Origin of the sequence: Streptomyces sp. NRRL S-646 (assembly GCF_000720765.1) — a bacterium.
In the GTDB taxonomy this organism is placed as follows: Bacteria; Actinomycetota; Actinomycetes; order Streptomycetales; family Streptomycetaceae; genus Streptomyces.
In genome coordinates this window covers 359,847-383,349 of record NZ_JODC01000011.1, presented here as the reverse complement: position 1 = coordinate 383,349, position 23,503 = coordinate 359,847, and the positions used below count along the sequence as shown (strand labels likewise).

Genomic DNA, 23,503 nt, shown 5'->3' with positions numbered 1-23,503 from the left:
GCTCCCAGACCGACGGTGGAAAAGCCCGGAAGGCGGAACCGATGAGTGAATTCGTCGTCAGCGTTGTCGGACCGGACGACTGGCCCGCGATCAGCGAACTCTTCGAGCCGAAAGGCCCGGTGGAGAACTGCTGGTGCACGTACTTCCGCATGACAGCGAAGGACCGGGCCTCCTGCGACCCGGCGGGACGCAGGGACAGACTCCGCGATCTGGTCGAGGCCGGCGAGCGGGTCGGCGTCCTCGGCTGGGCCGACGGCGCTCCGGCCGGCTGGATCGGCGTCGGCCCCCGACAGGGTTTCCCGCGGCTGCGCGGGTCCCGCGCGGCGAAGCCGGTCGAGGGCGACGACCTGGAGCGCATCTGGTCGGTCGTGTGCCTCTACGTGGCACGCGAGCACCGGGGCCGGGGACTGGCCCAGGCACTCGTCGACAGGGCGGTCCGGTGGGCCCGGGACGAGAAGGCAGACGTGATCGAGGCATATCCCGAGGACGACCGCGACCCCGCGGTCGAGATCGACCGCTCAAGCTTCCACGGCCGGGTCAGCACCTTCGAATCCTGCGGATTCACCGTGGTCGAACCCAGGCTGCAGCGCAGAGCGCTGGTACGTAAGGATCTCCGTTGACTGTTCACACGACGCTTGCGCTTGAACCGTTCCTCAACAATCAAGCGGCCACCACCCCGGACAACCTCGCCGACGGGCGGCTGAACGTCTGGCGCAACTCGATTCCGGCCCAGCCCGGACCACTGGAGCGCGTGGTCGACGGCGTCCCGCTGCGCAGCGCCCGGCTCGACGGAAACGGGCCGGACAACGTGCTGTGCGCGGGCCAGCGGATCGAGGTCCCGGAGCGGCGGTGGGACTGGCTCTACGTCATCGGCTGCGGCGAGCGGCGGGTGAGGGACGTCATCACCTGGCACTTCTCCGACGGTTCCGTGGACCGCGACCACCTCACGCTCTCCGACCTGTGGGAGGGCCGGTCGGACCAGGGCGAGGAACTCGCCCTGCGCACGGATGTCATCCATTACCCGTACCACGTACAGGAACGCATCGGGATCACGCTCTGGTGCCAGCGCGTACCGATCACCTCGCGGCAGCCGCTCAGCGCCATGTCGCTGCCAATGAACCCGGCCGTCCATCTCTTCGCGATGACGCTCGTCGGGCAGTCCGCAAGCGCCGGCTCCGAAGAGCTCTGGCCCACAGAGGGGGATCAGCAGTGACCATCGCCAGCACCGTCGGCACGACAGTGCGCCCGCCGCGCTGGAACGGCGCCGCCGGCACGTATCCGCAGTGGTACGAGGACCCCCTGAGCTGCCTGCAGACCACCCTGGGAAGCGTCCTCCTGGAGCACGGGCTGCGGCCCGTCGACGTCCTCGGCCAGTCCTGCGAGTTCGTATTCGCCCCCGACGACGTCATGTGCGAGGAGTTCTACCGCCCCATTCAGAGCAGCCGGGGCGTGGCGGCCGACCTGTGCCCGTACCACGATGTGGAGTCCGCCTGGACTACGGGATCGACCACGGACGACCTGATCGCCCTCATCGAGGAGCACTCCGGCGTCATCGTGGCAGTGGACAACTACTACCTGCCGTTCCGCCCCGCCTACCAGGACGTGCACGCGGCCCATCTCGTCGTGGTGCCGGCCTGGCGGCGGACCCCGGACGGGGGCGTGGAGTTCTACGTCTCCGACGCACAACCCCCGGCCTTTCAGGGCTGGTTGTCCGCCGAGCACCTGGTGGCCGGCTGGACCTCCGGCAATCCCTCCGACACCCAGGACGTCTTCTTCTCCAGCCGGGAGATCGGCGGCCGGGTACTGACGACGAAGGTGCGGCAGCGACCGGAGGAGCCCACCACCGAGCAGGTGGTCAGGGCGCTCCGGGGCAACCTCGACCGCTGGAACGACGGCGTGGCCGGGCCCACGGACCGCCTCTGGGCAGGCAGGAGCGGTCTGCGCCGGTTCGTCGACCGCCTGTCCGAGCAGGCCGTCGCCCCGCCGTCGCTGCGGCCCGCCTACACCTTCGGCTGGTCCATGCAGGCCCAGGCGTTCCTGCACGGGCGGTTCGTCCGGGAGCACGCGTTCCGGACGAACGACGCCCTGCTGGCCGCGGTCGCGGCATCGGCGGACCGCGTGGTGTCGGCCTGGTCCAACGTCCGGCTGCTGTGCGCGCACGCGGCGAACGTTCCCGAGATAGCCGAATTGATCCTGCGTCGCGGCGAGGAGCTGCTGCACGCCTACGAGCAGCTGGCTGTCGACTGGCGACTCGCCTCGTCGAGAGAATGGACGGACGTCCGATGAACGACGGGTCTGTGGGGGAGCTCGCGCTCACCGGAGGCGAGCCCGTCCTCGGTGAACTGGCCCCGGTCGGCTGGCCGATGACGACCGACGCCGACCGGGCGGCGGTGCTCTCGGTCCTGGAGTCGAACGTCTTCGTCTCCGACCGGCCGAACGAGGCGACCGCGGTCGAGCGGTTGGAGCGGTCCTGGGCCGAGTACCTGGGAGTTCGGCGCTGCGTCGGCGTGAGCAACGGCACCACCGCCATCGAACTGGCCCTCCTCGCGCACGGGGTGGGTCCCGGCGACGAGGTCGTGGTCCCCGCCCTGACCTTCGTCGCGACGGCGATGGCCGTCGTGCACGTCGGGGCGACGCCGGTGTACGCCGACATCGACCCGGTGACCTTCAACATGTCCGCGGACAGCCTGACCGCGCTGATCACGGAGCGCACGAAGGCCGTCGTCCCGGTCCACCTGCACGGCCTCAGCGCCGACACGGACGTGATGAACGCAATCGCGCATCGGTACGGCCTCGTGGTGATCGAGGACGCCGCGCAGGCCCAGGGCGCCCGCTACCGGGACACCCCGGTCGGCGCGTCCGGCAACACGGCGACGTTCAGCCTGCAGATGACCAAGAACCTCCCCACGTGCGGGGAGGGCGGCCTCGTCGTGACCGACGACGACGGCGTGGCCGACCGCATCGTCCAGCTGCGCCAGTTCGGCGAGACGATCCGCCCCGACCGACCGCGCCGCTACGTGAGCCACCGACTGGGCTTCAACGCAAAGCTCAACAACGTCCAGGCGGCCTACACCTCCAGCCAGCTGGAGCGTTTCACCGAGTACCACGAGGCCCGGCGGGCCAACGTCGCGGCCTTCCTGGACCGGCTGCGGGACCTGGACGGCCTGATGTGCCCCTCGGAACCGGACGGCTACGAGCACGCATGGCACATCCTGCGCTTCGTCCCGGACCTCGACCGTTTCTTCCCCGGCACGGACACCGCGACCGCGAGGAACCTGCTGATCAGGGCCCTGCGCGCGGAGGGCCTGCCGGCGACCCGGTACCAGATGATGCCGCTTCCCGAGCAGCCCGCCCTGCGGTCGATATGCCGGCAGGAGCGTGGTTCCTGGCCGGTCACCCAGGACGTGGTCGACCGGAGCTTCACCATCCAGCAGCGCCACCTGTCGCCGGACGCCGGACCCCTGCTCCAGGGCTTCGCCGACGTCATCGAGAAGGTCTGGTCGCACCGGAAGGCCCTGGCGGAACTCGCGGAAGGTGCGGACCGCTGACCAGGACTGTGGACAAGCCGGCGCTCGAAGAGATGGAAGTCCATGCCCACCGCGTCCGCGAGCATGTCGTCGAGATGTGCTCGGGGCCCGAGGGCGGCCACCTGGGGGGCTCGCTGTCCGCCGTCGAGATCCTGGTGGCGCTGTTCTTCCACACCATGAACCTCGACCCCGCCGATCCGGAGTGGAAGGAGAGGGACGCCTTCGTGCTCAGCAAGGGACACGCGGCGATGGCCCTCTACGCCACACTCGCGGAACGGAACTTCATCGAACCGGAGGAGGTCGGCACGTTCTGCCGGCCCGGTAGCAGACTGGCCACGCACGTCAACGCGGCCGTCCCGGGGGTCGAGTTCGCCACCGGCTCCCTCGGCCACGGACTCGCCCTGGCCAACGGCACGGCCTGGGCACAGCGCCAGGCCGGCGACCGGCCCGCGCGCACCTTCGTCCTCGTCGGTGACGGCGAGCTCCAGGAGGGCTCGGTCTGGGAGGCCGCCCAGGTGGGTCGGGCTCTGAACGCCGACAACCTCGTGGTGGTGATCGACGCCAACGAGTTCCAGCAGACCGGCGCCGTCCGTGATGTGAGCGACGGCGCGCCGATCGCCGACCGGTGGGCCGGCTTCGGCTGGCACACCGTCGAGGTGGACGGGCACGACCTGGCGGCACTCTGCTCGGCCTTCGACGAGGCGACACGGACGAAGGGGCCGACAGCCGTGGTCTGCCAGACGCAGAAGGCGAAGGGCGTGGGCGCCCTCGCCGGCCGGGCCGTCTCCCACTTCGTCCGTCTCGACGAGGCGAAGCTCAGGCGGATCAGGGCCGGCATGCGCCGCCCCGCCCCACTCACTGCGATGACGGAGGAGGCCGGCCGTGCCTGAGCTCGCACCGGAGCGGGTGAGCACCCGCGCCGCCTTCACCGAAGCCCTGCCGGAACTCGTTGTACGGCACGACGTGCTCGTCGTCGACACCGACACGGGCAGCATCAAGCCGACGGCCGGGATGGACTACCTCAACGTCGGCATCGCGGAGAACGCCGCCATCGGGCTCGCCGCCGGTGCCGAACGCTGGGGACGGCGTGCCCTGGTCTGCACGTTCGCGGCCTTCTCGGTGAGCCGGGCGTACGAGTTCATCAAGCTCGACATCTCCTACCCGCGGCGCCGGGTCTGTGTCGTCGGCACCCACGGGGGCGCGAGCGGCGGCTGGCTGGGGCCGACGCACCACGCCACCGAGGACCTCGCGCTGATGAACGCGCTGCCGCACATGCGGGTGGTCGTCCCGGCCGACGCGCACCAGGCCGTGTCGCTGTTGGAGCAGTGCCTCCAGTACGACGGCCCGACCTACCTGAGGCTCGGACGCAAGGATTCGCCGGTCTTCGCGGGACTCCCCGAACCGGAGCTCGGAATCCCGCAGGAAGTACGCCCGGGACAGGACATCGCCCTGATCGCCACGGGCCCCGAAATCCTGGCCATGGCCCTGGAGGTCGCCGATCGGCTCGCCGACGAGGGGTACAGCGCCCAGGTCGTCAACGTGCACACCGTCGACCCGGAATCCGCCGACGCCGTCGGCCGGACGCTCGCCAAGGAGGCCCGGTGGGTGGTCACGCTCGAGGAGGCGTGGACCTCGGGCGGCATGGGCGCGCAGGTCTCCGCGGCGATCGGGCGCCGGGGCATCCCGTGGCTGCCCATCGGCGTCAACGGTTTCCTTCCGCCGGGGACGCACGCGTCCCTGCTGGAAGAAAGCGGACTCACCACGGAGGCCGTACTCGGCCGAGTGCTGAAGTTCGTCACCGAATCGCAGTGATCGAGAAAGGAAAGAGGACATGGACACACAGTGCGTCAGCTGCTCCGACACGCTGCAGATAGCCAAGGACACCTACGAGGGCGAGATCGTGGACTGCCCCGGCTGTGCGACGGAGCTCGAGATCTACTCGACGAACCCGCTGAAGCTCGTGATCGCCCCGGAGCCCGAAGAGGACTGGGGTGAGTGACCGGGGCGAGTTGGGAGGACGGCCGATGAGTTTCGGACTTCTTCTCTCCACCGTTCGCTACGAGGAGCGCCGGCTCCTGTCCGAGCTGGACCAACGTGGTCTCCACGCGGTCCGGCTGGACCCCCGGAACCTCTCCTTCGGCCCGAAGGACACGGAGCGGTTCCGGGGCATGACGGTGCTCAACCGTGAGATCTCCAGCCAGCGGGCGGCGCTCGCGGCCGAGTCGCTGGAAGCCTTCGGCGCCCGTCCGGTGAACGACGCGTCGTCGACCCGGGTGTGCGGCAACAAGTGGTCCACGTACCTGCGACTGAAGCAGTGCGGCATCCCCACGCCGACCACCCTGCTGGCGCCGTCCGCAGAAGCGGGGATGAAGGCGATCGAATCGCTGGGCTACCCCGCCGTGGTCAAGCCGCTGAGCGCCTCCTGGGGCAACCGCGTCGGCCTGATCACCGATCGGCACGCGGCGGACGCCGTCCTGGAGCACTGCGCGGCGATGCCGTCGGCGGTCGCGAGGACCGTGATCGTCCAGGAGGCGATCCGTCCGGGTGCCCCGGACCTGCGGGGGATCGTGGTCGATGGCGTCTGCGTGGGCGTCATCTCCCGGTCGGGCGGCGACTGGCGCAACAACGTGGCCAGGGGAGCGACGGTGGAGTGCATCGCGCCGAACGAGGAGATCTACGGGCTGTGCGTCCGGGCGGCAGCCGCCGTGGGTGCGCGGATCGCCGGAGTGGATCTGGTCCAGGGCGTGAACGGAGGCTTCATGGTGCTCGAGGTGAACTCCCGTGTGGAGTTCCAGGGATTCGAAGGTGCGACGGGGGTCGATGTGGCCGCGAGGATCGTCGAGGCGTGCGTATCACAAGTGATCGACGTGAAGGAAACGATATGAAGCGCGTCGTCGTGGTGGGCGGCAGGGGTTTCGTGGGCGGTGAGTTGCTTCGCCTGCTCGTCCACCACCCCGAGGTGCAGGTCACGGGCGTCACCTCCGACACCCAGGCCGGCCGTGCGGTGGAGAGCGCGCACCCCCCGCTGCGGGGGAGCGGCCTGCGGTACCGCCGGCGGGCGGACCTGGAGCCGGCCGACCTCGTCTTCCTCGCCGGTGTCCATGGCTCCACGGCGGAGATCCTCGACGAGATCAGCACGCTCGCGCCGAAGCTCGTCGATCTGACCGCCGACTTCCGGATCCAGGATCCGGAACTCATGGAGCGCTATTACGGCTGGCGGCGGGAGGGGGAGCGGGCCGAGGCGTTCGTCCGCGGTCTGCCCGAACTCCACCGTAAGGAGATCGCCGACGCGGACCGGGTCGCCGTCCCCGGGTGCATGGCCACGAGCGCGATCCTCAGTCTCGCTCCGCTGGCCTCCCGAGGGCTGCTCCGCGAGGTCCAGGTCGACGCGCGGACCGGCAGCAGCGGCTCCGGGGCGTCCAGCGGCTCGGCCAATTCGCATGCCCTGCGCAGTGGGGTGATGCGCGTCTTCGCGCCGTTCGACCACCGGCACGAGGCCGAGGTGATCGAGGCGCTCGGCGTGGATGTGTCCATGACCGTCACCGCGACGCCGCAGGTGCGGGGCGTCCAGACCGTGACGAAGGTCGGCGTCGGGGCGGTGAGCGAGCGCGAGCTCCTGGCCATGTACCGCGAGGACTACGGAGCGGAACCGTTCGTCCGCCTGGTGAACGGCTCGCGCGGGACGTACCGCTATCCGGACCCGAAGGTGCTGCTCGGCTCGAACTTCTGCGATGTCGGGATCGTCGCGGACAACCGCGGCAAGGCGCTCGCGATGGGCAGCCTCGACAACCTGGTGAAGGGAGCGGCGGGCGGCGCGGTGCAGTGCATGAACCTCATGCTCGGTCTCCCGGAGACGTGTGGACTCACGTTTCCCGGCCTGCATCCGGTGTGAGCATGATGAGAATCGTGGTGAAGTGGGGCGGCAGCCTCCAGGACAACAGCAAGGCGATCGCGGACGATATCGCCGCCCTGTGCCGGGACCACCAGGTCACCGTGGTGCACGGCGGGTCCCGGGATATCGACGACACCATCCGTGAACTGGGCCTGCCGCGACGCACCCTCCAGTCCCCGGACGGGATGGTGACCCGGTACACGGACGCGAAGACCCTGACCGCCCTCATGATGGCGATGCGCGGACGGACCCAGGCGCGGATCGTCTCGGAGCTGGGCGCACGTGGCGTCGTGGCGGTCGGGCTGTCGGGCATGGACGGGGGACTGGTCCGCACCAAGCGCAAGGCGGCGGTGCGCGCGGTCTTCGGCGACAGCGTCCGCGTGGTGCGCGACAACTTCGCCGGCCGCGTCGTCGAGGTGGACACGAGCCTCATGGACGCCGTCCACGACCGCGGCATGGTGCCGGTCGTCTGCCCTCCGGGCATGACGGCCGACGGCCAGGCAACCAACGTCGACGCCGACCGCATGGCCTGCGCGATCGCGGCGGCCTGGCGCGCCGACCGGCTGCTGCTGTGCACGGACACCCCCGGTCTGCTCGCCGATCGGGACGACCCCTCCTCGACCATCCGCTCGCTGAGCCGGGACGAGGCCGAGGAACTGGTGCCCCGCCTCAGCGGTGGCATGCGGATGAAGATCGCCGCCGCCGTCGAGGCGCTCGACAACGGAGCGCAGACGGTCCAGGTCTGCGACGGCCGCGTGGACTCGCCCCTCGCAGCAGCTCTGCGCGGGGCCGGCACCCTCATAGGAAAGGGCCTTGGCTCGCCGTGACGATCCGACATCTCAGTGCTCCGAACCAGGAGTTGACCGACGCCGAAGCCGTCGCGCTGCTCGCCGAGGTCGTGGCCACCCCCTCCGTCTCCGGCGGTGAACGGGAGCTTGCCGAGCGGCTGCGGAACATCGCCCTCGGCTTCGGGGCCGAAAGCCACCTCGACGATGTGGGGAACGTGCACGCCGTCGTCGGGCACGGCGCGCACACGGTCATGCTGCTCAGCCACCTGGACACCGTGCCCGGCGCGGTGCCCTTCGAGCAGACGGACCGGTTGATCCGGGGCCGCGGCGCCGTCGACGCCAAGGGACCCCTGACAGCGATGCTCGTCGCCGCGCTGAACAGCCGCGACCTCGGCATCCGCATCCACTGGGTGGGTGTCGTCGAGGAGGAGACGCTGTGGTCGCAGGGGGCCGAACACATCCGCGAGACCGTCCCCGTGCCCGACGCCGTGATCGTCGGGGAACCCAGCGGGGCGTCGGCGGTGACCCTGGGCTATAAGGGCATGGTCGAGCTCAAGGTGACGTGCGACGTTCCGCGCACGCACACCGCGACCCCCGGGCCGAAGTCCAGCGAGATCCTGATCCGGGCTCTCGACGGTCTCCTCGACACCTACGCGGCCGACGGAAACGCGCACTTCAAGGACGTCGGCATGATCATCAAGGACGGCCGGTTCGAGCCGTTCACGAGTTCGTGCTCGCTCACCTTCCGCACCCCTGAGGGAACGGTCTCCGGCGAACTGCTCCGGAACGTCTCAGAGATCCTCGGCGAGGAGGTCGAGGTGGCGATGTTGTACGAAGTGCCGCCTGTCGTGGCCTCCCGGAGTTCCCTGTGCGTCCGAGCCCTGTCCCGCGCGATCCGGCTCGAAGGATTCCAGCCCGCCCACAAGCTCAAGACCGGCACGAGCGACATGAACACCTTGAGCAGGACCTGGCGGGTCCCCATGGCAACCTACGGGCCCGGGGATTCCCGCGAGGACCACACCGACAGCGAGCACATTCTTGTGCAGGAATATCTCGCCGGTATTCGCATTCTGCAAACAGCCCTGCGTGAAATCGAAACCACTCTGAGGGGGGTGGCATCATGACGGAAAAGCCGATGCTTCTGGCTCTGTGGTCCGTGCCGCGATCGCGGTCCACGGCATTCGAGCGTGCGATGTACGAACGCGGCGACTTCCTGGTGATACACGAGCCGTTCTCGCGCGTGTCCGACTTCGGCGAGGTCGACGTCGAGGGCCGTACGTGCACGAGCCAGGAGCAGGTGATGGCCGCGCTCGTCGAGCTGGCGGCTGACCGGCCGGTCTTCTTCAAGGACACGACCGACTTCCGCATCGACGCCCTGGGCGCGAACCCCGACTTCCTGAAGCGTTGCCGGCACGCGGCCATGGTCCGCAACCCCGGCGACACCGTGCGCTCGCATCTTGTGATGCAGGCCGACGCCCCGTCCGAGGCCATGGGGTTCGGGAACCTGTGGGACATCGTCTCGGCGGTGACAGACGCGGGTCTGCCGATGCACCTGGTCGACGGCGACCGACTGGCCGACGGCCCGGAGGCGGAGATGCGGCAGTACTGCGAGGCCGTCGGGATCGCGTTCATGGCCGAGTCCCTCGCGTTCCGGCGGGAGCCCCCGGCGAGCTGGAAAGCGACCGAGCGCTGGCACGTCGGCGCGAGCGAGTCGAACGCACTGGGGGCGTCCCACGCCGGGAAGAAGCAGCTGTCGGGCGAGCTGGAGGACATCGCCCTCGCTTTCGAGCGGGATCAGCTGCCGTACTACGAACGCATCAGGGAAACGCTCGGCGGAGTCGGCGCTTAGCGTCCCGAGCCGCTGATCCCGTGCACCGGCACCGAAATTGACCGGCGTCAAGACCGGCGAGCGCCGAAGGCTATGGCGTGACGATGCGAATAACGCATGAGAATGCGAGTTGAGGATGACAGGGGATCGGATATGACGTTGGGTCGAAATTTCACCAAGCTCTGGTGGTCACAGGGCCTGTCGAATCTCGGTGACGGTCTGGTGCTGGCCGCCGCACCCCTCCTCGCCGTCACGATGACCCGCGACCCGATGTTGGTCGCGGGGATGACCGTGGCGCAGTTCCTGCCGTGGGTCGTCTTCACCCTGCCGGCGGGAGCCCTCGCCGACCGCATCGACCGGCGCCTCATCATGGTGGCGGGAAATTTGGTCCGCGCGGTGGGCTTCGGCCTTCTCGTTCTGACGCTCATGGCCGACGTACGCAGCATCGCGGTCCTCTACCTCGCGGTCTTCCTCGCCGGCACGGCCGAGACCCTCGTGGACAACGCGGCACTCACGGTGCCGCCGCGCCTGGTGCAGCGCAGTGACCTGGAGCGGGCGAACGGACGGCTCTTCGCCACCCAGTCGGCCATCAACAACTTCATCGGACCCACCGCGGGCGCCGCTCTGTTCGCCATGTCGGCGGTCATGGTCTTCTCCTCCACGGCGGGACTCTTCACACTCGGCGCGCTGGCCGCCCTCCTGCTGCCGCGGATGATGCCGATAGCGAGCGACACGAGCGGCGACAAGCACACGCCCGGCGAGGTCGTGCGCAGCATCAGGGAAGGCTGGTCGTACTTCTGGAACCACCGCCTGCTGCGGCGGGTGGCGTTCATCTCCGGTTCGATCAACCTGTTCTCGTCCGCCACCGGCGGTCTGCTCGTCCTCCTGGTAACCGGCCCGCTGGGCGTGTCCGCGTCGTGGTACGGCCTCTTCATCGCCGTCCCGGCCGTGGGCGCCGTCCTCGGCTCGCTGATCGCCGCGCGGGTGGTCCCGGCAATCGGCGGCGGACCGGTCACCTGGCTGGCCGCGCTCGTGCCCGCCGCCAGCTACGTAGTCCTCGGTCTCAGCGGCAGCTTCGTCCTCTCCGAGGTCGCCATGTTCCTCGCCGCGGTCGCCACGGCCCTGAACCAGATCGTGGTCAGCACGCTCCGGCAGGCCGTCGTCCCCGACGGGCTCCTCGGCCGGGTCACCGCCGGTTACCGCCTGATCGTGCTCGGCGCGGTGCCGGTCGGGGGGCTCCTCGGCGGCGGACTGGGGCGCTGGCTTGGCCCGGCGACCACCTTCGTCGTCTGCGGCGTCGGACTGGCGGCGGCGGCGATCGTCTTCGCCTCCCGGGTCACGACCCGCGCCCTGCGCGAGGCGGAGGAGACCGCCCGGACCGAGGCCCCCGAACCGGTCGCCTGAACCGGACGCCCGAACCGGTCCCTTGAACAGGACCGTATCCCTTCCAGAAAGAGAACGTCCTGATGAGCCTGACCCTGTCGCACACCACGGTCGACGCACGCGACCCCTACGCGATGGCGCGCTGGTGGTGCGAAATGGCGGAGTTCACCCCGCACGAGGGCGTGCGTCCGGGATCGGACGAGTGCTACGTGATCAGCGAGCACGGACACAGGGTGCTCTTCATCCTCGTGCCCGACGAGAAGACCGTGAAGAACCGCGTCCACTTCTGCATGCGCCCCGAGGGCCGCTCGCAGGACGAGGAGGTGGACCGCGCGATCGCCCTGGGAGCGAGCGTCGTCACCGACTTCCGGGGCTCGCACGGCTGGGTGGTCATGGCCGATCCGGAGGGCAACGAGTTCTGCATCCTGTCCCAGAAATAGGGGGCCCGCGGCCCCATGAGCCAAGTGAAGACCAACAGCTGAGAACAGGAGATCCCGTGACCGAGAATCACGGTGTGCGCGAGGCCGAGTACGAGCAGCCGACGGACGAACTGGAGGAGGAGATCGCCGCCGTCATGGCAGAGGTCCTGTCCGTCGACCGGGTCGGCCGGGGCGACAGCTTCTACGACCTCGGCGGCACCTCGCTGTCCGCCATCCGCATCTGCACCCGCATCGAGCGGAGGCTCGGACTCCGCGTCAATCCCATGTGGCTTCTCGACCACGACGAGCTGGCCGACTTCGCCGAGCAGATCCGGCTGGGTGCGGAATGACCGAGAAAGCCCCGCCGCCACTGCGCGGTGTGCACGCAGCGGTGCTCCAGCACGCCGAAGCGACCCCCCACGCCCCCGCCGTGGTCCACGGCGACGAGCGCGTCGACTACCGGACGCTCACAGAGGCGTCGGCGGCCCTGGCCGGCCGCCTCGTCGGATGGGGCGTGCAGCCCGGCGACATCGTCCCCCTGCTGGTGCCGCGCGGCGCCCACCTCGTCGCCGTCCAGCTCGCCGTGCTGATGAGCGGAGCCGCATACGCCACCCTCGACCCGCGCTGGCCGGCGAGCCGCATCGAGGCGATCCTGTCCCAGCTCGACGACCCGGTCGTCCTCGGCCTGCCGGGCAGTGAGCCCCTCGGCGCCACCCGGACGATCGCCCCGGCGCCCTTGGCCGACCTGGCGCGGACTGGGGCCGCGGACCGGTTCGAGCCCCTGCCCGTCGAGCTGGACGACCCGGCGATGGTGTTCTTCACCTCGGGCAGCACGGGCGTCCCGAAGGGGGTACTCACCCCCCACCGAGCCGTCACCCGCCTGTTCGGCCCGGGCGGACTGGACGGCTTCGGCCCGGGTCGCACCGCCGCGCAGGTCGCGCCCGCGGCCTGGGACATGTACGCCTTCGAGCTCTGGGGCCAGCTGACCGCCGGCGGCGCCGTCGTCGTCGTCGACGACAACCACCTGATGCCCGGCCGACTGCGCACCCTCGTCGCCGACGAGCACGTCGACACGATGTGGCTGACGACCTCCCTGTTCAACCTGATCGTCGACGAGGACCTCGACGCCTTCGAAGGACTGAAGACCCTCTACGTCGGCGGCGAGAAGCAGTCCTCCCGGCATGTCCGGATGTTCCTGGAACGCTTCCCCGATCTGCCGCTCTGGAACGGCTTCGGACCGGCCGAGAACTGCATGCTGACGTCGGTGCACCGGATGGTGCCGGCCGACGCCGACGTACCCTCCGGCATCCCCGTCGGCGTGCCCGTCCCCGGCACGACAGTGGTCCTCCTTCGGGAGGACGGCTCCCCCGCGGCACGCGGCGAGCGCGGCGAGATCGTCACCTTCGGCCCCGGAGTGGCCCTGGGCTACCTCAACAACGAGCAGCTGACCGGCGAACGGTTCCCGGAGCTGGAGGTGGCGGGCGAGAAGCGCCGCGCCTACCGCACCGGCGACCTTGGACTCTTCGACGACCGCGGCATCCTGCACTACCACGGCCGCGGCGACCGGCAGGTCAAGCTCAGCGGCAACCGGATCGAGCTGGGCGACATCGAGGCCGCCGCCGCAGCCACCCCCGGAATCCGCACCTGCGCCGCCGTCGCGCGGACGGACGAAGGCGGCACGGTCGACCACATCGCGCTGGTCTACACCCTCGTCGAGGGCCATGCGCCGACCCCGCGGGAGGTGCGCAAGCACCTCGCCACCCTGCTCCCGGCGTACGCCGTGCCCGCCAGGTTCGAGCCGATGGACGAGCTGCCGCGACGCGACAACGGCAAGGTCGACCTCACAGCTCTGGAGAGGCGCCCGGTTTGATGCGCGCATTCCCTCAGACCTTCGAACAGGAAGCGCTCTGGCTCGCCGACCAGTTCATGGGAGCCCCCTCGCCGTTCCTCGAGACCTGGGCCCAACACATCACGGGCCCCCTCGACGTCCCCGCCCTGGAGCGCGCCCTGAGTGCACTGGTGCGGCGGCACGAAGTGCTTCGCACCACCTTCACCCATGACGAGACCGGCGCCGTCCAGCACGTCCACCCGGCCGGCGCCGTCCCCTTCGAACGGCTCCCGTGGCCCGGCGGAGACCTGTACGAGACCCTGCGCCGGGCCGGGCAGCGCCCGCTCGACCTCACCGAGTCGCCCGCCCGGATGACGCTGTACGACTACGCGCCGGACGAGTACGCGCTGCTGCTGCAGATCCACCACGTCGCCATCGACGACGCATCCCTGGCGCTGCTCGACCACGAACTGTCCGCCCTGTACACCGAGGAGACCGGCGGCGAGCCGGCGGAGCTCCCCCCGCCGGAAACGACGCTCGGCGCCTACGCCCTCCGGACGCGGGAGGCCGGGATCGCCCCGGAGGACCTCGCGTTCTGGGACGGCTTCCTTGACGGGGTGCCGCCCCTCACCCAGCTGCCGCCCCGGGCCCGCCCGCTGCCGGAACGCCGGGAGACCGCGTGCGACTGCGTCCGCGCCACCATCCCCGCCGAGCTCGGACAGGCCGTCCGCGCGACGGCCCGGTCGCTGCGCATTACCCCGAACGTGCTGATGAGCACCTGCATGGCGCTCACCGTCGCGGCGGTGAACGGCGAGGACGTCATCATCTGCAGCCCCGTCTCCCGGCGCGGTGCGCCGGAGCTCGACGGCGTCTTCGGCTGCCTCACCGATCTGCTTCCGGTGCGCTACCGGGTCCCCGCCGACGCCACCTTCGCCGAGGTGTGCGCAGCTGCGAAGCGCGTCTTGCTCGACGTACTGCGCCACCGGCACGTGCCGTACGGCATGATCGGCGGCGTCAACCGCGCGCGAGGCATGATGTCCGGCGCGCGCCTCAACCGCGTCGCCCTCGTGCTCGACGAGTCCCCCGGCGATCTGTCCCTCCCCGGCCTGCGCTGCCGGCGGGTGCACGTCGGAGCTGCCGCGGCGAAGTCCGACTGGCTCCAGTACGTGGTCGCCGATGGCGACGGCTGGGACGTACGTGCCGACTACGCCACCTCATGCTTCACCGCCGACGAGGCGGCGATGGTGCTGCGGCAATGGCTGACTGTGCTCGCCGCGGTCGCGGAAGACCCCCGGGTGCCGGTGCGCACCGTGTTCGACCGGCTGGCCCGGACCAAATGATGCAGTGGGCGGACCGGCCATGTCCCGGCCCTGTGTGCGTCGCCCGTCGGCGACGCCCCTCCCCGATGTGAGCGGACGTCAAGAAAGAGAGTGACACGCCGGTGAAAACGGAACCGCGATCCAGTCTGGCGACGCGCGACTGCGCGTGCGGTGCGACGGTATGGCTGACGGGCCTGCCCAGTTCAGGGAAGACGACGATAGCCAAGGCCGTGGCCGATCACCTCCGCGGCCAGGGGCACCGGGTAGAGGTGCTCGACGGCGACGAGTTCCGCGAAACCCTGTCGGCGGGGCTCGGCTTCAGCCGCGAGGACCGGCACACGAACGTTCAGCGCATCGGCCTGGTCGCGGAAGTGCTGGCCCGCAACGGCGTGCTGGCACTGGTGCCCTCCATCGCCCCCTATGCCGACAGTCGGCGGGCGGTGCGGGAACGGCACCAGGCCTCCCACACCCCCTACCTGGAGGTCCACGTCGCAACGCCGTCGAGCACCTGCTCCGAGCGCGACGTGAAGGGGCTCTACGCGATGCAGGCAGCCGGTGAGATCTCAGGACTGACCGGCGTCGACGACCCGTACGAGGCCCCCGACCTCCCAGACCTGCGCATACCCGCACACGCGCAGACCGTCGCCGAGTCCGCCGCGTCCCTGCTGAGCCTCCTTGAGGAAAGGCGTCTGATATGAGTTCCCGCTCCCTCGACACCGTCGCGGACCACCGCTCCGCCCTCAGCCACCTGGACGTGCTCGAGTCCGAGGCCGTGCACATCATCCGGGAGGTGGCGGGCGAGTTCGCGCGGCCGGTGATCCTCTTCTCCGGGGGCAAGGACTCCATCGTCATGCTGCACCTGGCGCTGAAGGCGTTCGCCCCGACTCCTGTCCCCTTCGCGCTGCTGCACGTCGACACCGGGCACAACTTCCCCGAGGTCATCGAGTACCGCGACCGCGTGGTCGCCGAGCACGGACTGCGGCTGCACGTGGCCTCCGTGCAGGACTACATCGACCGCGGCCTGCTCAAGGAACGCCTGGACGGCACCCGGAACCCGCTCCAGACCGTGCCGCTGACGGAGACGATCCGGCAGGAGAAGTTCGACGCCGTCTTCGGCGGCGGGCGCCGTGACGAGGAGAAGGCCCGCGCCAAGGAGCGGATCTTCAGCCTTCGCGACGAGTTCTCCCAGTGGAATCCCCGCCGCCAGCGACCGGAACTGTGGCGCCTGTACAACGGCCGCCACGCCCCCGGCGAACACGTCCGTGTCTTTCCGCTGTCCAACTGGACCGAGCTGGACGTGTGGCAGTACATCGCCCGCGAGGGGATCGATCTCCCGTCGATCTACTACGCCCACCGGCGCCCGGTATTCCGGCGCAGCAGCATGTGGCTCACGGCCGGCGCATGGGGCGGCCCCACCACGGACGAGCCGGTCGAGCACCGACTGGTGCGGTACCGCACGGTCGGTGACATGTCCTGCACCGGCGCCGTCGACTCCGACGCGACCACCATCGAGAAAGTCATCTCCGAGATCGCCGCCTCCCGGCTGACCGAGCGCGGTGCCACCCGGGCCGACGACAAGCTCTCCGAAGCGGCGATGGAAGACCGCAAGCGCGAAGGGTACTTCTAATGAGCACGTCCACCGAGCAGTTCGCCGACGTCTCGGCCACCACCCTGCTGCGTTTCGCAACCGCCGGCTCCGTCGACGACGGCAAGTCCACGCTCGTCGGACGGCTGCTGCACGACTCCAAGTCGGTGCTCGCCGACCAGATGGAAGCCGTGGAGCAGGCGTCCCGCGGCCGCGGCGCCGAGGGCCCGGACCTCGCGCTGCTCACCGACGGCCTCCGGGCCGAGCGCGAGCAGGGCATCACCATCGACGTGGCCTACCGCTACTTCGCCACCCCCCTGCGCCGGTTCATCCTCGCCGACACGCCGGGCCATGTGCAGTACACCCGCAACATGGTCACCGGCGCCTCCACGGCCGAGCTGACGATCATCCTGGTCGACGCCCGCAAGGGCGTAGTCGAGCAGACCCGCCGCCACGCCGCCATCGCCGCGCTCCTGCGTGTCCCGCACGTCGTCCTCGCCGTGAACAAGATGGACCTGGTCGACTACCAGGAGCCCGTCTTCGCCGCAGTCACTGAGGAGTTCACGAACTTCGCGACGGAGCTGGGCGTACCGGAGATCACAGCGATCCCGATCTCCGCACTCGTAGGCGACAATGTCGTGGCGGCCTCCGCCCACATGGACTGGTACGGCGGCCCCACCATCCTGGAGCACCTGGAATCGGTACCGCTGGCGGACGATGCGACGAGCAGGCCCTCTCGCCTTCCCGTACAGATGGTCATCCGGCACGACGGAGAGCGCCATTACGCGGGGCAGTTGCTCACCGGCCGCCTCCGGGTCGGTGACACGGTGACCGTGCAGCCCTCCGGCCGCGTCACCACCATCACCGCACTCGACGTCCTCGGACGACCGGCCGACGTCGTGTCCGCGGGTTCGTCCCTCAGCGTCCGGCTCGCCGACGAGATCGACGTCGGGCGTGGCGACATGATCACCACCGGCCCGCAGTCGCCCCGCCCTGCCAAGGTGGTCGAGGCGACCGCATGCCATGTCGCGGACACACCGCTCACCGTCGGCCAGCGGTTGCTGCTCAAGCACACCACCCGTACCGTCAAGGTGATCGTCGAGGAGATCCCGTCGCGGCTCACGCTCGACGACCTCTCCCAGCACCCCGACCCGGGGCAGCTCGTCGCCAACGACATCGGTCACGTCAAGGTGCGCACCGCAGAGCCGCTCGCCCTCGACTCCTATGTCGACTCGCGGCACACCGGCTCGTTTCTCCTGATCGACCCGGTCGACGGCACCACTCTCACGGCGTGCATGGCGGGCGAGCCGTTCGCAGCCAAGACCGTCAAGTCGGGTGTCGCCGATGACGGGTGGGACTTCTAGAGCGATCCTGTCGGGCACCGGTCGCAGTCACTCACTCCGGCCGGTTGCAGCGCGAGGATGCGGAGCACCCCGACCGTGAGTCGTCCGTGCGGCGCCGACTTGAGCATGCCATCTGGACCGGATCACATTGCCATGGGTGACGGGCAGTGTGATCCGGCCTGGCACCCGGCGGTCGCAGGGGCACCATCTCACTCTGCCGCGACATGCACAGCTACTGCCCCGAGACCCTGCGCTACGGCGGCCCCGACACCTCGACGCGGTCGAGCGGCTCTTCGAGGCGAACAGCGACGCCACCGTCCAACTGATCGCGGAGTGGTGCCCGGGAGGCGGAGCTCGTCGTGGCAGACCTCGTCGACGCGGCGCCGGCCGACAGGCTCCCCGCGGTGAGTGCGTGCGTCGTGTGACTCCGAACAGGGGCAGCCCGGTTCCGGCCGCCCCTGTTCATGCCGTTCACCCGGCGAGATCGTGCGGCGCGAGTTCGCTGACGCGCTGCTCGCCGGCCACGGTGAGGATGACGTCCCGCAGCCGCTCGACGTACAGCCGCATGTTCTTGTACGCGATGTCGGTGTCGGGGTAGCGGCAGGTGAACCACAGGCCCTCGTGGAGCCGGTTCAGCCAGATGCACACCTGGTCGCCGTAGGACACCCGCACCAGTCCGTAGGCCGCCAGCTCGTCCCAGCGCTCGGCCCCGGGGATGCCTCGTGCGTCGACGAACGAGACGATCGAGTACAGGTCGGGCGAGGTCGGCCGGAAGTCCTCGCCGAGCAGTCGCAGTACGCGGGCGAGGGGCATGCGCGCCAGCGACCTGTTGGCCTGCAGTTCGGCGCGCACGGCGGTCAGGGCGGCGGGGAAGTCCGGCGCCTCGTCGATGGCGACCTCGATCGGGGCCCCGCCGACGTACCAGCCCACGGAGTCGGACCACTTGGACTTCACCCGCGTGTGGAACGGCACGACGGCGCGGTAGACGGGCTGTCCGCCGATCTCGTGGACGATGAGGCTGGTGGCGGCCAGGACGCCGACGAGGCTGCCGCCGAAGGGCCGGCAGTACGACTCGAACGCCGCGGCGGTGTCGGCGTCGACCAGCATCTCGCGCATCAGCTTCTGCCTGGGCAGCTCGCCGCCGGGCTCAAGCCCCAGGTCGACGGGGAAGTTGGGCAGCTTCCCGTTGCACCGCCGGATGAAGTCCCGCCAGCGGCCGACGATTTCGTGGGTGCCGTCGATCCGGTCCGCGTCCGCCCGCTCGATCTCGCAGAAGTCGACGTAGCTGCCGACCGGCGACTCCTCGACCGGGCGTCCCTCGGCGGCCGCCGTGTAGAGCTCGTTGATCTCGGCGGGCATGCGCTGGATGGAGTAGGAGTCGACATTGCTGTGGTCGAACGCGATGTACAGGCTCGCGCTGTCGTCCCTGACGACCGCCGCGTAGAGGAAGTTGGGCCAGCTCAGCGCGCTCGCGGAGGCGTCGAAGCGGTCCTGGAGGTGCTGGACGAGCTGCGCAGCGTCGGGGAAGTCGCCGATGTCCTCCCGGTGGAGGAACACGTCCTCGGTGTCGAGCGTGAAACGGCGCATCTCGTCGCCGTCCCAGCGGAATCCGCTGCGCAGCGTCTCGTGCCGGAGCGTCCAGCTGCGCAGGGCGTCCTGCAGCGCGTCGAGGTCGACCCTGCCCGGGATGTCGAATGCCGTACCGACCCACGTGGGCACGAACAGGCCGTCCTCGTGCACCGATCGGGCGGTCCTGATGTGCGACTCCTGGACGTACGCCGGCGGGCGGGGGTCCTCCGGAAGGCCCGCCGCCACTGTGACGGTCGCCGGACTGAGCGCCCACTCGACGAGCTGTCCGGGCCGGACTTCGCAGCGCTGGATGTCGGTGATTCGCACGGGCGTCTCCTGTCGCAGTTGGAGCCCGAATCGGGCGGACCCGATCAAGGGAATGCCGCGACCGCGAAATGAGATACCCGGAACATGAGGTGTTCCCACTTTTGAGTGGATTGAGTGATCGGCGGATGTGCGCCAATCGGGGTGCGGAACACCCCTATTCACTGTGCCGGGCATTTCAACATACGAACAAGTCGCGCTCAAGAAACCGGAGTTCACCCCGGCCGGGGGCGAGCAGCCCCCATTCTCGTACGGGGAGAATACGCCCTCCTTCGAACGGACTTTGCGGAAGCCGGAGTTGCCGCGCGTCGAGTGGACACGGGATATCCGGCAGTGTGGAATGCCTAGTCGTTACTGCTAGTGTTCGTCCAGTCACAGTAGGCAATCTGCCTCGACATCCAGGCAATGAAGGACCGAGGGTTTCATGCGCAAGCTTCAACAGGCCATGATCGCAGCAGCAGTGGCGGCTGGCGGTCTCTCCGTCATCGGTGCCGGCGCCGGCACCGCCTACGCCCACGGCCACGGCCACGGCCACGGCGCCAAGCCGAAGGTGACCGAGCAGTACCGCCCGTACCAGGAGTGCAGCCCGCAGACGGTGGCTGACGGCGACCTCCCGATCGGCGTTCTCGGTCTCTCCGAGACGTTTGACACCACCTGCGGTCAGTTCAACAACGCCTTCACTGGGTGATCGTGGACGACGCTTTCCGCGAGCCCCTCGGGGTCACCCCCCGCAGGGGCCCGTTCACGTGTGGCCGCCCGGAGCGCGAGGCCGCTCCAGTGGCCCGCATGCGTTCGTGATGGCTCTGGAAGTTCCTTCAGCAGATCAGCCCTTCACTTCGTAGGCGAAACGGGCCGGCCCGTGGCGCGCGGCGCCCGGGTGCCCCTCACAAAGGAAACGGATCACATGCTCAGTAGGAAGAAGATCGCGGCCGTCTCGGGGCTTCTGTGCGGCCTCGCCGTGACCTGTACCGGAGTCACTCAGGCGTCTGCGGCAGCGGGCCCGGGTGCCTGCACGGTGAGCGCGTCGGGCGATGTCACCTGCGTCCAGCGGTTCGCGGGCAAGACGTCCGACGGTGAGGACTTCATCGTCCGCCGGGCCAACACCTGCACACCGCAGAAGCCCATGGAGTTGCCCGTCATCCCCCTGCTGAACAGCGGCAGCACCAAGATCGGGCCCGCGGTGACCTGTTCCCCCAACGACCCGGGGGTCGACGACAAGGACACCCCCTCGGAATTGCCCGGTGGCCTGCTGGGCTGAGGCCCGCACTTCCAAACGGCGGACGGCCGGACCGGGGCGACCCGGTCCGGCCGTCCGCTTTTGTATGCCGGTTTTTTCTCTGTCCGCGGCAGATGGGTGACTGCCGCATGCTGCCCGTGACTTGAGCCGGGGGAATCGTCGTTTTACAGGAGAGCGCCGAGTGCGCGACCGCCCCCCATCACCAACTGCCCGTCCCGCAACATCCCTTTCCCTTTTCCCTCTCCCAGTCCGCGGCCGAGCGGGCGGAAGGCTGCTTTGGCATAAGCCGACACGGTGCACAGAAGGGCCCAAGATCCCAAATGACTACGTTTCGTGTGTATATGCTCACATTAAGTAGTCGAGCCAGGGCTTCCCGCCCAGCTAGGAAAGGGTCTAATCATGCGCAAGTTTCAGCGGGCCGCGGCAGTAATTGCAGCGGTCGCGGGGCTCTCCGCCCTCGGGGCCGGCGTCAGCAGCGCCACCGACGGCTGGGGAGGCGGGGCCACCGCGGTGGCCTCCTCGCAGGCCAACGCCGTGGCCTACGGGGGCGGCGGGGGATGGGGCCCGCACGACGCCCCGCAGGCGGCCCCGTATGGCGCCCCGCAGGCGGCTCCGTACTTCGCGCCGATGAACGTCAACTTCGCGCCGCCGTCCGCGCCGCAGGCCGCCCCGATGGCTGCACCTCAGCCCGCGCCCCAGTACCTCGTGCCCCAGTACATCGTCGCGCCGCAGTACGCGCCGCAGTACGCCGCACCTCAGGCCGCGCCGCAGTACGCCCCGCAGTACGCGCCGCAGTACGCCGCCCCGTACGGCTCCAGGTAAAGAAGCCCCCGGCGCAACGACCTGAACAAAACCCTCAACGGCAAAGGCAGCCCGGACGCGCAGCAAACCCATCAGGGTGCGCGTCCGGGCTGTGCCGATATATCGATCAAAGGAACACAGCGCATGTTCAGTCGGCAGAAAATCGCAACCGTCACGGGGATCCTCGGAAGTCTCGCCGTGATCTGCGTCGGAGCCGTGCACGCGCAGGCTGACGAGAACCCGCGTGGCTGCAAGACCAACGCCGCAGGGGAAACCGTCTGCGTGCACAAGAGCGAAAGCGTCCACAGGGGCAAGCACGGCACGTTCGTCGTCAAGCAGACGCAGAGCTGCTCGACGACCACGCGGCCGCGCCTGGTGCTGCCCGAGGACGGCATGCTCAACAACGGGTCGACGCACGTCGGGCCGGTGCTGGACTGCACCAACAAGGCGCCGACGCCCAGGGGGTTCAAGCGGCCCCACATCAGGGCGCCCCACATCAGTGCGCCGCACGTCAAGGCGCTCCATGTCACGACGCCGCACTTCGATTTCTGAGGTGCAATCGGCGAGTGCCGGATCGGGGTTGTTCCCGATCCGGCATTTCCGCATTCCGGCGCTGTGAACGCCTTGGTGCCCCGGCCGAGCGGCCGGGGCACCAAGGACGGTTCTGACTTGCCGACTTACTTGCCGACGCTGTTGTTGCAGCCCATGTCCGAGCCCAGGTGGGTTTCCTGAGCGCCCGGGTTGCCCTCGCCGTTCAGCAGGTTGCCTGCAGCGCCGTTGAGGATGCCGACCTGGCCGAGGACGTCGACGTTGGCGTCGTGCGAACGGCAGGTGGTGCTCTGCATGATGTTGAAGCCACCGCCGCGATGGCCGCCTTCGCCCGAGCCGAAGCCGCCCTGATCGGCGTGGGCGGCGCCGGCGCTCAGGAGTCCGACGCTGCTGAGGGCAGCGACCAGGACGGCAGCCTTGCGAAGCTTGTGCATGACATCTCCGGTGGAGTGAAGTGGATGCGATCCGTGACAGATCGACTTCGTGCAGTTACGGAGGTTAATAAGAAATACCCGTAAAAGACTGTGCGGCGCGCCGAATTCGGGGGAATCCTCACTGTCCTGGTCGATGCCCTGGAAATGCTGCTGCCGTGACAAAAAAGGCGGCCCCGGCACCGAGTCTGGAGCTCGGTGCCGGGACCTGCTTCCCGCTCTCGGCCGTCTATGCGGCCGTCATTCGACTAGAAGGCGCTGTTGTTGCAGCCCATGCTCGAGCCGATGTGGGTGTCCTGGCCGCCGGCGTTGCCCTCGCCGTTGAGCGCGTTGCCGAGCAGGCCGTTGAGGATGCCGACCTGGCCGAGGACGTCGACGTTCAGGTCGTGCGACTTGCAGTTGGAGCTCTGCAGCACGTTGAACTTGTCGCCACCCTTGCCGCCCTTGCCCCCGTCGTCGTGAGCCTGAGCGGTGCCGGCACCGAGGAGTCCGACGGTGCTGAGGGCGGCGACCAGGACGGCAGCCTTGCGAAGCTGGTGCATGTCATCTCCGGTGGAGTGAGTGGGTGCGATCTGTAACAGATCGACTTCTTACAGTTACGGAGAATAATAGGAAATAACCGACAATCACCTAGCGACGCGCCGTGTCCTGTGATCGTGTTGCGGCAGCTCCCTGAAGTC

Annotated in this window: 27 protein-coding genes; 24 read left to right on the top strand and 3 right to left on the bottom strand. The window is 69.3% G+C overall.

Going from position 1 to position 23,503, the window contains the following annotated elements:
• Positions 1-41: 41 nt before the first annotated feature.
• The 20 genes from IH68_RS50310 (at position 42) to IH68_RS0130375 (ending at position 17,933) form a co-directional block, all read left to right on the top strand.
• Positions 42-620, top strand: coding sequence for a GNAT family N-acetyltransferase (locus IH68_RS50310; protein WP_051833813.1), 579 nt, complete (start codon positions 42-44; stop codon positions 618-620).
• Positions 617-1,213, top strand: coding sequence for a hypothetical protein (locus IH68_RS56555; protein WP_051833812.1), 597 nt, complete (start codon positions 617-619; stop codon positions 1,211-1,213). Before IH68_RS50310 ends, IH68_RS56555 begins: the two co-directional genes overlap by 4 nt.
• Positions 1,210-2,286 carry a BtrH N-terminal domain-containing protein gene (locus IH68_RS0130460; RefSeq protein WP_051833811.1) on the top strand — a complete coding sequence of 359 codons (1,077 nt, stop codon included), beginning with the start codon at positions 1,210-1,212 and terminating at the stop codon, positions 2,284-2,286. The genes IH68_RS56555 and IH68_RS0130460 overlap by 4 nt, the downstream gene beginning before the upstream one ends.
• Positions 2,283-3,548 (top strand): DegT/DnrJ/EryC1/StrS family aminotransferase, encoded by a 1,266-nt coding sequence (locus IH68_RS0130455; protein ID WP_030941381.1) that lies wholly within the window; start codon positions 2,283-2,285, stop codon positions 3,546-3,548. Before IH68_RS0130460 ends, IH68_RS0130455 begins: the two co-directional genes overlap by 4 nt.
• Before the next feature lie 32 nt (positions 3,549-3,580).
• Positions 3,581-4,417 carry a transketolase gene (locus tag IH68_RS0130450; protein ID WP_051833834.1) on the top strand — a complete coding sequence of 279 codons (837 nt, stop codon included), beginning with the start codon at positions 3,581-3,583 and terminating at the stop codon, positions 4,415-4,417.
• Positions 4,410-5,339 carry a transketolase family protein gene (locus IH68_RS0130445; RefSeq protein ID WP_030941377.1) on the top strand — a complete coding sequence of 310 codons (930 nt, stop codon included), beginning with the start codon at positions 4,410-4,412 and terminating at the stop codon, positions 5,337-5,339. Before IH68_RS0130450 ends, IH68_RS0130445 begins: the two co-directional genes overlap by 8 nt.
• Before the next feature lie 19 nt (positions 5,340-5,358).
• The gene (locus IH68_RS0130440) at positions 5,359-5,526 is read left to right on the top strand and encodes a lysine biosynthesis protein LysW (protein WP_030941376.1); all 168 of its coding nucleotides are present in this window, start codon (positions 5,359-5,361) and stop codon (positions 5,524-5,526) included.
• A 25-nt stretch (positions 5,527-5,551) separates the two neighbouring features.
• Complete coding sequence (locus IH68_RS0130435; RefSeq protein WP_030941372.1) at positions 5,552-6,412, top strand: ATP-grasp domain-containing protein; 861 nt, start codon at positions 5,552-5,554, stop codon at positions 6,410-6,412.
• On the top strand, positions 6,409-7,419 hold the full coding sequence (gene argC, locus IH68_RS0130430) for an N-acetyl-gamma-glutamyl-phosphate reductase (RefSeq protein WP_030941370.1): 1,011 nt from the start codon (positions 6,409-6,411) through the stop codon (positions 7,417-7,419). The genes IH68_RS0130435 and argC overlap by 4 nt, the downstream gene beginning before the upstream one ends.
• A gap of 2 nt (positions 7,420-7,421) precedes the next feature.
• A complete protein-coding gene (locus IH68_RS0130425; protein WP_051833809.1) occupies positions 7,422-8,246 on the top strand; it encodes a [LysW]-aminoadipate kinase in 825 nt (274 codons plus the stop codon).
• Positions 8,243-9,331, top strand: coding sequence for a M20/M25/M40 family metallo-hydrolase (locus IH68_RS0130420; protein ID WP_051833808.1), 1,089 nt, complete (start codon positions 8,243-8,245; stop codon positions 9,329-9,331). The genes IH68_RS0130425 and IH68_RS0130420 overlap by 4 nt, the downstream gene beginning before the upstream one ends.
• Complete coding sequence (locus tag IH68_RS0130415; RefSeq protein WP_030941363.1) at positions 9,328-10,056, top strand: sulfotransferase family protein; 729 nt, start codon at positions 9,328-9,330, stop codon at positions 10,054-10,056. The genes IH68_RS0130420 and IH68_RS0130415 overlap by 4 nt, the downstream gene beginning before the upstream one ends.
• Before the next feature lie 132 nt (positions 10,057-10,188).
• Positions 10,189-11,439 carry an MFS transporter gene (locus tag IH68_RS0130410; protein ID WP_030941361.1) on the top strand — a complete coding sequence of 417 codons (1,251 nt, stop codon included), beginning with the start codon at positions 10,189-10,191 and terminating at the stop codon, positions 11,437-11,439.
• 62 nt (positions 11,440-11,501) lie between these two features.
• On the top strand, positions 11,502-11,858 hold the full coding sequence (locus IH68_RS0130405) for a VOC family protein (RefSeq protein WP_030941359.1): 357 nt from the start codon (positions 11,502-11,504) through the stop codon (positions 11,856-11,858).
• 56 nt (positions 11,859-11,914) lie between these two features.
• The gene (locus IH68_RS0130400) at positions 11,915-12,187 is read left to right on the top strand and encodes a phosphopantetheine-binding protein (protein WP_030941357.1); all 273 of its coding nucleotides are present in this window, start codon (positions 11,915-11,917) and stop codon (positions 12,185-12,187) included.
• On the top strand, positions 12,184-13,707 hold the full coding sequence (locus tag IH68_RS0130395) for an amino acid adenylation domain-containing protein (protein WP_078912666.1): 1,524 nt from the start codon (positions 12,184-12,186) through the stop codon (positions 13,705-13,707). The genes IH68_RS0130400 and IH68_RS0130395 overlap by 4 nt, the downstream gene beginning before the upstream one ends.
• Positions 13,707-15,005, top strand: a complete 1,299-nt coding sequence (locus IH68_RS0130390; RefSeq protein ID WP_030941354.1) for a condensation domain-containing protein — start codon at positions 13,707-13,709, stop codon at positions 15,003-15,005. Before IH68_RS0130395 ends, IH68_RS0130390 begins: the two co-directional genes overlap by 1 nt.
• Positions 15,006-15,130: 125 nt before the next feature.
• Entirely contained in the window at positions 15,131-15,682 is a 552-nt protein-coding gene (gene cysC, locus IH68_RS0130385) for an adenylyl-sulfate kinase (RefSeq protein ID WP_030941352.1), read from the top strand.
• Complete coding sequence (gene cysD / locus IH68_RS0130380) at positions 15,679-16,611, top strand: sulfate adenylyltransferase subunit CysD (protein WP_030941350.1); 933 nt, start codon at positions 15,679-15,681, stop codon at positions 16,609-16,611. Before cysC ends, cysD begins: the two co-directional genes overlap by 4 nt.
• Entirely contained in the window at positions 16,611-17,933 is a 1,323-nt protein-coding gene (locus tag IH68_RS0130375) for a sulfate adenylyltransferase subunit 1 (protein WP_030941348.1), read from the top strand. The genes cysD and IH68_RS0130375 overlap by 1 nt, the downstream gene beginning before the upstream one ends.
• 450 nt (positions 17,934-18,383) lie before the next feature.
• On the opposite strand, the gene IH68_RS0130370 is transcribed toward IH68_RS0130375, so the two are convergent.
• Positions 18,384-19,808: a condensation domain-containing protein gene (locus IH68_RS0130370; RefSeq protein WP_051833805.1), complete on the bottom strand. Its 1,425-nt coding sequence runs from the start codon at positions 19,806-19,808 to the stop codon at positions 18,384-18,386.
• A gap of 421 nt (positions 19,809-20,229) precedes the next feature.
• On the opposite strand from IH68_RS0130370, the gene IH68_RS0130365 reads away from it, so the two are divergent.
• From IH68_RS0130365 to IH68_RS0130350, 4 genes are all read left to right on the top strand, one after another.
• Positions 20,230-20,493 carry a hypothetical protein gene (locus IH68_RS0130365; RefSeq protein WP_030941344.1) on the top strand — a complete coding sequence of 88 codons (264 nt, stop codon included), beginning with the start codon at positions 20,230-20,232 and terminating at the stop codon, positions 20,491-20,493.
• Between the two features lie 216 nt (positions 20,494-20,709).
• Positions 20,710-21,063 carry a hypothetical protein gene (locus IH68_RS0130360; protein ID WP_030941343.1) on the top strand — a complete coding sequence of 118 codons (354 nt, stop codon included), beginning with the start codon at positions 20,710-20,712 and terminating at the stop codon, positions 21,061-21,063.
• Positions 21,064-21,441: 378 nt separating this feature from the next.
• Positions 21,442-21,864: a hypothetical protein gene (locus IH68_RS50300; RefSeq protein ID WP_051833804.1), complete on the top strand. Its 423-nt coding sequence runs from the start codon at positions 21,442-21,444 to the stop codon at positions 21,862-21,864.
• A gap of 123 nt (positions 21,865-21,987) precedes the next feature.
• Entirely contained in the window at positions 21,988-22,395 is a 408-nt protein-coding gene (locus IH68_RS0130350; protein WP_063763558.1) for a hypothetical protein, read from the top strand.
• Between the two features lie 125 nt (positions 22,396-22,520).
• On the opposite strand, the gene IH68_RS0130345 is transcribed toward IH68_RS0130350, so the two are convergent.
• Positions 22,521-22,826, bottom strand: a complete 306-nt coding sequence (locus IH68_RS0130345; RefSeq protein WP_030941336.1) for a hypothetical protein — start codon at positions 22,824-22,826, stop codon at positions 22,521-22,523.
• Positions 22,827-23,071: 245 nt separating this feature from the next.
• Positions 23,072-23,365: a hypothetical protein gene (locus IH68_RS0130340; protein WP_030941334.1), complete on the bottom strand. Its 294-nt coding sequence runs from the start codon at positions 23,363-23,365 to the stop codon at positions 23,072-23,074.
• Positions 23,366-23,503: the final 138 nt, after the last annotated feature.

Excerpts from the sequence above, each read along its gene's own strand:
- IH68_RS0130455 (WP_030941381.1), top strand. The coding sequence starts at position 2,283 with ATGAACGACGGGTCTGTGGGGGAGCTCGCGCTCACCGGAGGCGAGCCC.
- IH68_RS0130340 (WP_030941334.1), bottom strand. The coding sequence starts at position 23,365 with ATGCACCAGCTTCGCAAGGCTGCCGTCCTGGTCGCCGCCCTCAGCACC.
- IH68_RS0130415 (WP_030941363.1), top strand. The coding sequence starts at position 9,328 with ATGACGGAAAAGCCGATGCTTCTGGCTCTGTGGTCCGTGCCGCGATCG.
- IH68_RS0130375 (WP_030941348.1), top strand. The coding sequence starts at position 16,611 with ATGAGCACGTCCACCGAGCAGTTCGCCGACGTCTCGGCCACCACCCTG.
- IH68_RS0130410 (WP_030941361.1), top strand. The coding sequence starts at position 10,189 with ATGACGTTGGGTCGAAATTTCACCAAGCTCTGGTGGTCACAGGGCCTG.
- IH68_RS0130365 (WP_030941344.1), top strand. The coding sequence starts at position 20,230 with ATGCGCAAGCTTCAACAGGCCATGATCGCAGCAGCAGTGGCGGCTGGC.
- IH68_RS0130345 (WP_030941336.1), bottom strand. The coding sequence starts at position 22,826 with ATGCACAAGCTTCGCAAGGCTGCCGTCCTGGTCGCTGCCCTCAGCAGC.
- IH68_RS0130425 (WP_051833809.1), top strand. The coding sequence starts at position 7,422 with ATGATGAGAATCGTGGTGAAGTGGGGCGGCAGCCTCCAGGACAACAGC.
- cysD (WP_030941350.1), top strand. The coding sequence starts at position 15,679 with ATGAGTTCCCGCTCCCTCGACACCGTCGCGGACCACCGCTCCGCCCTC.
- IH68_RS0130435 (WP_030941372.1), top strand. The coding sequence starts at position 5,552 with ATGAGTTTCGGACTTCTTCTCTCCACCGTTCGCTACGAGGAGCGCCGG.
- IH68_RS0130360 (WP_030941343.1), top strand. The coding sequence starts at position 20,710 with ATGCTCAGTAGGAAGAAGATCGCGGCCGTCTCGGGGCTTCTGTGCGGC.
- IH68_RS0130440 (WP_030941376.1), top strand. The coding sequence starts at position 5,359 with ATGGACACACAGTGCGTCAGCTGCTCCGACACGCTGCAGATAGCCAAG.
- IH68_RS0130350 (WP_063763558.1), top strand. The coding sequence starts at position 21,988 with ATGTTCAGTCGGCAGAAAATCGCAACCGTCACGGGGATCCTCGGAAGT.
- IH68_RS50310 (WP_051833813.1), top strand. The coding sequence starts at position 42 with ATGAGTGAATTCGTCGTCAGCGTTGTCGGACCGGACGACTGGCCCGCG.
- IH68_RS0130395 (WP_078912666.1), top strand. The coding sequence starts at position 12,184 with ATGACCGAGAAAGCCCCGCCGCCACTGCGCGGTGTGCACGCAGCGGTG.
- argC (WP_030941370.1), top strand. The coding sequence starts at position 6,409 with ATGAAGCGCGTCGTCGTGGTGGGCGGCAGGGGTTTCGTGGGCGGTGAG.
- IH68_RS0130390 (WP_030941354.1), top strand. The coding sequence starts at position 13,707 with ATGCGCGCATTCCCTCAGACCTTCGAACAGGAAGCGCTCTGGCTCGCC.
- IH68_RS0130405 (WP_030941359.1), top strand. The coding sequence starts at position 11,502 with ATGAGCCTGACCCTGTCGCACACCACGGTCGACGCACGCGACCCCTAC.
- IH68_RS0130450 (WP_051833834.1), top strand. The coding sequence starts at position 3,581 with ATGGAAGTCCATGCCCACCGCGTCCGCGAGCATGTCGTCGAGATGTGC.
- IH68_RS50300 (WP_051833804.1), top strand. The coding sequence starts at position 21,442 with ATGCGCAAGTTTCAGCGGGCCGCGGCAGTAATTGCAGCGGTCGCGGGG.